Genomic DNA, 6,856 nt, shown 5'->3' with positions numbered 1-6,856 from the left:
GCCGCCTGCACCGCGGCGCAGAAATCCGCCGCCGTGGGGAAGCGGTCGGCCGGCGCCCGCGCCATGGCCCGGGCGACCACCGGGTCGAACCCCTCCAGCCCGGCCTGCGGCCGCAGCCGGGAGGGCGGCACGGGCCCGGCCTGCTGCGCCTTCGGCAGGAAGGCGGCGATGCCGCCGAGGGGCCGTTCCCCGGTCAGCATCTGGTAGAGCACCGCCCCCGCGGCGCGGATGTCCGCCCGCTGCTCGGGGGTCCCGCCGCGCGCCGGTCCCGGCGAGGCGGCCTTGGGGCTGGCCATGGGGCTGGCCACGGGGCTGACCGGGGCCAGCGCGAGACCGGCCGGCCGGGCGATGCCGAAATCCGCCAGCTTCACCGTCCCCGCCGGGGTCAGCAGGATGTTCGCCGCCCTGAGGTCGCGGTGGGCGATGCCCCGGGCATGGGCATAGCCGAGGCCCTCGAGCAGCTGGACCATGATCCCGGCCGCCCGGTCGGGCGGCAGGGGTCCGCCGCCGTCGAGGAGGCGTTGCAGCGAGCCGCCCTCGACCAGCTCCATGACGATCCAGGCTTCCTCGGCGGTTTCGCCGTAGTCGAGGACCGCGACGATATTGGCATGGCGCAGCCCGCCGGCGGCCCGGGCGGCGCGGCGGAAGCGGGCGATGGCCTCGGCGGTCTCGGGGTCCTCGGCCGGCGGCAGGGCCACCACCTTGATGGCGACCCGCCGTTCCAGCAGCTGGTCGAAGGCCTCGTGGACCACGGTCCCGGAGCCGGTCCCGAGCGTGCCGCGGCGGAGGTAGCGGCCGGCGATCTCCTGCGCCGCGATGCCGCGCGGCGGCTCTGCCGCGTCGAGGTTGTCCCGTGGCGATACCAAATCATGCGGCAGTTTGCTTCGTTGCGTCATGATCGGCCCGGGTCCAGGAGGCGGAACCCTGCCTCCGGGATCAAGTCACGGCAAGATCGCGTCCCGGCTTTCCTGCCAACTGTTCAAAACGTTACTCATGTGTTCGTGATCTGGGATGAATCCTGTGCCGCGATATCGGCCCACGACTACGAAAAGGTGGGCATTCTCCGCTATCTATACGCTTCCGGTTAAAGGCCCGGGCGCCGGTTCAGGCCGGCCGCCGGTCCGCCGGGCTGCGCAGCAGCCAGAAGGCGACCGAGCCGGCGACATAGGCGGCGATCGAGCCGAGGAAGGCGATGCGGTAGCTGCCCGAGAGGTCGAAGATCCAGCCCGCCGCCCAGGAGCCGATGGCGGCGCCGAGGCCGGAGCCGATGGTGATGACGCCGAGGATGGTGCCGAGCCGCGGGCCGGGGAAGAGGTCGGCGGTCTTGGCGGTGATCGCCGGGCCGCGGGCGCCCCAGGTCAGGCCGAAGAAGCAGCCGTGCAGCCAGAGCAGCAGGTGCTGGTCCGGCCCGGTGATCAGCATGGCGCAGACCACCCCGATGATGGAGATGCCATAGGCGAGCAGGGCCGAATTCTCCCGCCCGATGTAGTCGGACAGCGTGCCGGTGAGGATCACCCCGGGCAGCGCCAGGAAGCTGCCCATGCCGAGCACGCCAGCGGCATAGAGCGGGTCGAAGCCGGCATCCACCGCGAAGGCGATCTGGTGCAGCGAGACCAGGAAGCTGCCGATGCTGGTGAACATGTAGACGGTGAAGAGCAGCCAGAACGGCCGGGTGCGGATGGCCTCGGCGAGGGTCCAGTGGCGCACCGCGCCGGCGCCGGGGACGGGCGCCGGCGCGGCGGGGGTGCGGCGGAAGAAGGCCGCCAGCGGCAGGATCAGCACCGCCATCAGCGCGCCCTCGGCCAGGTAGGCGCCGCGCCAGCCGAGGCCGGTGATGAGCATCTGGCTGGTGGGCGCGGAGACGGCGCGGCCGAAGGCGTTGGCCGATTGCAGCACCGAGATCGCCATGCCGCGCTGGCGGACGAACAGGCGGGAGATCAGCGGCACGAAGACCAGCAGGCCGAGGCAATTGGCGCCGATGGTCATCACCACGCCATAGAGGAACACGACCTGCCAGAGCGCATCGGCACAGGCGCTGCCGAACAGGCCGACGGTGAGCAGGCTGCCGCCGAGCAGCACGCAGCGGCGGGCGCCGATGCGGTCCACCAGCCCGCCGACCAGCGGCGCGCTGGCGCCGCCGACCAGCTGCCCGACCGAATAGGCCAGCGAGGATTCCGCCCTTGTCCAGCCGAAGTCGGCGACGAAGGCCAGCAGGAAGACGGTGTAGGAATGCATCAGGCTGGCGCCGACGGTGAAGGCGAGGAAGGCGCCGCCGAGCATCAGCCAGGCCTGGCGGGAGGGCCCTGGCCTGTGCCCCGGGGAAGGCCCGCTGCTGGATGCTGACATGCGGTCATGCTGCGGGCGCCGTGGCGGGCGGTCAATGCGGGGCGCCTCGACAAGCCGGGCGCGGTTGGCCATCCTCCCGGACGGAGGAAGCACGCATGATCCAACCCGTCGCCACCGCGGCCGCTTGGCGCGCCCGCGACCTCGAATCCTCCGGCCGCTGGCTGCGCCGGCTCACCGCGCCGGAGATCGCCGACCTGCGGGCGGGCTTCGCCCGGCTCAAGGCCGGCGGCAAGCCGATGCTGGAGATCACCAGGGACGACATGCCGCTCGGCGCCTTCGCCGCGGTGCTGGCCGAGGCGGCCACGGAGCTGGAGGCCGGCTGCGGCCTCCGCACCCTGCGCGGCCTGCCGGTCGGGGAGTATTCCGTCGAGGATGCGCGGCTGCTGTTCTGGGGCATCGGCACGCATCTCGGCGTGGCCCGGCCGCAGGGCAAGGCGAGCCAGCTGATGTCCGACGTGCGCGATGCCGGCGGCACCTACCGCGGCGCCGGCGGCCGCGGCTACAACACCAATGCCGAGCTCGACTTCCACACCGACGGCAGCGACGTCGTCGGGCTGCTGTGTCTCAGGACGGCGCAGAGCGGCGGGCTGAGCCGGGTGGCGAGCTCGGTCGCCATCCACGACGCGCTGCTGGCGGAGCGGCCGGAGCTGGTCGAGACCCTCTACGGCCCCTTCCCGCACAGCCGGCAGAAGGAGGAGGCGGCGGACGAGACGCCGACCTACCTCGCCCCGGTCTACAGCCTGGCCGAGGGGCGGTTCGCCAGCCGCTACATCCGCAACCACATCCGCTCCACGCAGCTGATCGAGGGCGAGCCGCGGCTGACCGAGATCCAGCATGCGGCGCTGGACGCGATCCAGGCGCTGGCGAGCTCCGACGAATTCTGCTTCTCGATGTGGCTGGAGCCGGGCGACCTGCAGCTGGTGAACAACCACGTGGCGATCCATTCCCGCACCCATTACCAGGACTTCGAGGAGCCGGAGCTGAAGCGCCACCTGCTGCGGCTCTGGCTCGCGGTGCCGCAGGGCCGGCCGCTGTGCGACGGCCTCGCCGGGGTCTACAAATCCGCGGCGCCGGGGACGGTGCGCGGCGGCTTCAAGGGCCAGGGCGTGACGCCCGCGATGATGGCCTGGCAGGCCCGGGCGGCGGCGGCGCTGGGCATGCGCGACACGCCCTACTGAGGGGGAGGCAACCAGGATGGCCAGCACCAGGCGCGCGGCACTCGGCGGGATGGCGGCGGCGGCGCTGGCCGCGCAAGCGGGGGCGCAGCCCAGCTGGCCCAACCGGCCGGTCACCATCGTGGTGCCCTATGCCCCCGGCGGCGGCACCGACATCTTCGCCCGCGCCCTGGCCGAGGGCATGCGCGAGGCGATCGGCCAGACCGTGGTGGTGGAGAACCGGGCCGGGGCCAATGGCGTGGTCGGGGCCGAATACGTCCAGCGCGCGCCGGCCGACGGCCACATGCTGATGGTCGCGACCGGCGCCCATGTCATCAACCGCTACTCCATGCCGAGCATTCCCTTCGACCCGGTGAAGGACTTCACCCTGGTCTCGATGCTCTCGGGCTTCCCGCTGGTGCTGGCCGCCAACGCGAGGCTGCCCTTCGGCGACATCGCCGGGCTGATCGCCGCGGCCAAGGCGCGGCCGGGCACCATCACCTTCAGCTCGACCGAGGCGGCGACCAGCTACGCCGGCAATTCCTTCGCCCGCCAGGCCGGGATCTCGCTGATCGAGGTGCCCTACCGCGGCAGCGGGCCGCAGCTCAACGACCTGCTGGCGGGGCATGTGCCGCTCGGCGTCACCAGCACCGTCGCGGTGCTGCAGCATGTGGCGAGCGGCGCGGTGAAGGTGCTGGCGGTGACCTCGACCCGGCGCTCCGCCCTGCTGCCGCAGGTGCCGACCATGGCCGAGGCGGGGCTGGCGGACTACGAGTACAACGGCTGGTACGGGATGTACGGGCCGCCCGGGCTGCCGGCGCCGCTGGTCCAGCGGATCTTCGCCGCGGTGCAGGCGGCGCTGTCCAGGCCGGCGATCGGCCAGCGGCTGCAGGAGCTGGGCGCCGACCTGGCGACCCTGGGCCCGGCCGACTTCGCCGGCTACCTCGACCGCGACAACCGCCGCTGGGCCGAGGCCGCCGCCGCCGGGCTGATCACCACCGCCAATTGAGCCCGCCGCCCCGCCCGGGGCCGGCGCGGCCGGATGCGATTTCGCGAGCGGCGGATGGGGCGAAGGTGTACATCCTAGGTTAAGGACTACCCTGCGTTGCGGAGCTTCGGAATGCGGCCTTTGTTGCGGGTCATCGGGTTTGCCATCCTGCTGGCCTGCGGCGGCGTGCAGGCCGCCGAGTTGCAGGTTGTCAGCGCCGGGGCGCTGGAGCCGGGCCTCGAGGCCGCGGTGCAGAACTTCCGCAGCGCCTCCTCCCAGGCGGTGCGCATCCGCTACGGGACGGCGCCGCGGCTGCGCGAGATGCTGCAGGATGCCGAGGCGCCCGACCTGCTGCTCGCCCCGATGCGCCTGCTGGACGAGATGGCCGCGGCGCGGCGGCTGGCCGGGCGGCCGGTGCCGCTGGGGCGGGTCGGCGTCGGCATGGCGGTGCGGGTGGGGGCGCCGGTGCCGGTGGTGGAGGATGCCGAGGGGCTGCGGCGGGCCCTCACCCAGGCGCAGGCGGTGATCTACAACCGCGCCTCGACCGGCATGTACCTCGACCGGCTGTTCGAGCAGATGGGGCTGACCGCCCTGGTCTCGGCCAAAGCGCGGCGCTATGCCGCGGGCGCCGACGTGATGGATCACCTGCTGCGCGGCTCGGGCGACGAGCTGGGCTTCGGCGCCATCCCGGAGATCCGCATGGTGCGCGAGCTGCGCTACGTCGGGCCGCTGCCGCTCGACGTGCAATCCTACACCACCTATGGCGCGGCGCTGCTGCCGGACGGCCCGGCCGCGGCGGCGGTGCTGCTGCGCTGGCTGGTCGGGCCTGAGTCGCGGGCGGTCTTCGATGCCGCCGGCATCGAGCCGCCGCGGTGACGGCCGGGGCCGCGCGCCACCGGCGCGCGGCCCCGGATCAGCCTAGAGGCCGGCCTGGGACACGAACTTCGTGTTGAGGTAGGCCTCGATCGCCTCCGAGCCACCCTCGGAGCCGTAGCCGCTGTCCTTCATGCCGCCGAAGGGCACTTCCGGCAGCGCCAGGCCGAGGTGGTTGATGGTCATCATCCCGGATTCGACCTTGGAGGCGATGGCGTTCGCGGTCTTGGCCGAGCGGGTGAAGGCATAGGAGGCGAGGCCGTAGGGCAGCCGGTTGGCCTCCTCGACCACCTCGTCGAAGTCCTTGAAGGAGGAGATCATGGCGAGCGGGCCGAAGGGCTCCTCGTTCATCATCCGGGCTTCCTTGGTCACGCCGGTCAGCACGGTCGGGGCGTAGAAATAGCCCTTGTTGCCGATACGCTCGCCGCCGGTATGGACCTCGGCGCCGCGCTGGCGGGCATCGGCCATCAGACCCTCGACCCAGGGGATGCGGCGGTCGTGCACCAGCGGGCCCATCTGGACCCCTTCCTCCATGCCGTTGCCGACCTTCAGCGCCTTGGCCGCGGCGGTGAATTTCTCGACGAAGGGGGCATACATCGCCTCCTGCACCAGGAAGCGGGTCGGGCTGACGCAGACCTGGCCGGCGTTGCGGAACTTGGCGCCGGCCAGGGTCCGGGCGGCGAGGTCGAGGTCGGCGTCGTCGAAGACAATGGCGGGGGCATGGCCGCCCAATTCCATCGTGACGCGCTTCATGTGCTTGCCGGCCAGCGCCGAGAGCATCTTGCCCACCGGGGTCGAGCCGGTGAAGGTCACCTTGCGGATGACCGGATGCGGGATGAGGTATTCGCTGATCTCGGCCGGGATGCCGTAGACCAGGCCAACCACGCCGGCGGGCAGGCCGGCATCGACGAAGCAGCGGACCAGCTCGGCCGGCGAGGCCGGCGTCTCCTCCGGCGCCTTGACGATGATGGAGCAGCCGGTGGCGACCGCGGCGGAGAGCTTGCGGACCACCTGGTTGATCGGGAAGTTCCAGGGCGTGAAGGCGGCGACGGGGCCGATCGGCTCCTTGATCACCAGCTGGTAGACGCCCTCGGCGCGGGCCGGGATGACGCGGCCATAGGCGCGGCGGGCCTCCTCGGCGAACCAGTCGATGACATCGGCGCCGGCCATGACTTCCATGCGGGCCTCGCCCAGCGGCTTGCCCTGCTCGGCGGTCATCAGCGCGGCGATCATGTCGGCGCGCGAGCGCAGCAGGTCGGCGGCCTTGCGCATGAGCTTGGAGCGGTCGAAGGCGGAGACCTTCTTCCAGGTGGCGAAGCCGCGGGCCGCGGCGTCCAGCGCCTCGTCCAGGTCGGCGGTGGAGGCATGGGCGACCTCGCCGATCACCTCCTCGGTCGCCGGGTTGATGACCGGCAGGCTCTTGCCGCCGCGGGCGGCGCGCCATTCGCCGTTGATGTGCAGCTGGACGGTCGGATAGGCCATGGGGTTCTCCTCG

The 6,856-nt window shown here is 72.3% G+C and carries 6 protein-coding genes; 3 read left to right on the top strand and 3 right to left on the bottom strand.

Annotation, left to right across the window (positions count from 1 at the left end):
- Positions 1–896: serine/threonine-protein kinase (locus QWZ14_RS12040; protein ID WP_290316913.1), on the bottom strand; the 896-nt coding region annotated here is incomplete at its 3' end.
- 208 nt (positions 897–1,104) lie between these two features.
- Positions 1,105–2,346, bottom strand: a complete 1,242-nt coding sequence (locus tag QWZ14_RS12035; RefSeq protein ID WP_290316911.1) for an MFS transporter — start codon at positions 2,344–2,346, stop codon at positions 1,105–1,107.
- Positions 2,347–2,441: 95 nt separating this feature from the next.
- Between QWZ14_RS12035 and QWZ14_RS12030 the strand changes: the two genes are divergently transcribed.
- The 3 genes from QWZ14_RS12030 to QWZ14_RS12020 all read left to right on the top strand — a co-directional run bounded on the left by QWZ14_RS12030 (position 2,442) and on the right by QWZ14_RS12020 (position 5,364).
- The gene (locus tag QWZ14_RS12030) at positions 2,442–3,524 is read left to right on the top strand and encodes a TauD/TfdA family dioxygenase (protein WP_290316910.1); all 1,083 of its coding nucleotides are present in this window, start codon (positions 2,442–2,444) and stop codon (positions 3,522–3,524) included.
- 16 nt (positions 3,525–3,540) lie between these two features.
- Complete coding sequence (locus QWZ14_RS12025) at positions 3,541–4,509, top strand: tripartite tricarboxylate transporter substrate binding protein (RefSeq protein WP_290316909.1); 969 nt, start codon at positions 3,541–3,543, stop codon at positions 4,507–4,509.
- A gap of 111 nt (positions 4,510–4,620) precedes the next feature.
- Positions 4,621–5,364, top strand: a complete 744-nt coding sequence (locus QWZ14_RS12020) for a molybdate ABC transporter substrate-binding protein (RefSeq protein ID WP_290316908.1) — start codon at positions 4,621–4,623, stop codon at positions 5,362–5,364.
- Positions 5,365–5,406: 42 nt separating this feature from the next.
- Here QWZ14_RS12020 and QWZ14_RS12015 read toward each other — a convergent pair whose 3' ends face one another.
- On the bottom strand, positions 5,407–6,843 hold the full coding sequence (locus tag QWZ14_RS12015; RefSeq protein ID WP_290316907.1) for an NAD-dependent succinate-semialdehyde dehydrogenase: 1,437 nt from the start codon (positions 6,841–6,843) through the stop codon (positions 5,407–5,409).
- Positions 6,844–6,856: the final 13 nt, after the last annotated feature.

It is taken from the genome of Paeniroseomonas aquatica (assembly GCF_030409335.1).
Lineage (GTDB): Bacteria > Pseudomonadota > Alphaproteobacteria > Acetobacterales > Acetobacteraceae > Belnapia > Belnapia aquatica.
Note: the sequence above shows the minus strand (reverse complement) of the source record. Positions and strands in the feature narration are given on the sequence as shown.

What these genes read in the sequence shown, in the direction of transcription:
- QWZ14_RS12025 (WP_290316909.1), top strand. Translation starts at nt 3,541, where the DNA reads ATGGCCAGCACCAGGCGCGCGGCACTCGGCGGGATGGCGGCGGCGGCG.
- QWZ14_RS12015 (WP_290316907.1), bottom strand. Translation starts at nt 6,843, where the DNA reads ATGGCCTATCCGACCGTCCAGCTGCACATCAACGGCGAATGGCGCGCC.
- QWZ14_RS12020 (WP_290316908.1), top strand. Translation starts at nt 4,621, where the DNA reads ATGCGGCCTTTGTTGCGGGTCATCGGGTTTGCCATCCTGCTGGCCTGC.
- QWZ14_RS12030 (WP_290316910.1), top strand. Translation starts at nt 2,442, where the DNA reads ATGATCCAACCCGTCGCCACCGCGGCCGCTTGGCGCGCCCGCGACCTC.
- QWZ14_RS12035 (WP_290316911.1), bottom strand. Translation starts at nt 2,346, where the DNA reads ATGTCAGCATCCAGCAGCGGGCCTTCCCCGGGGCACAGGCCAGGGCCC.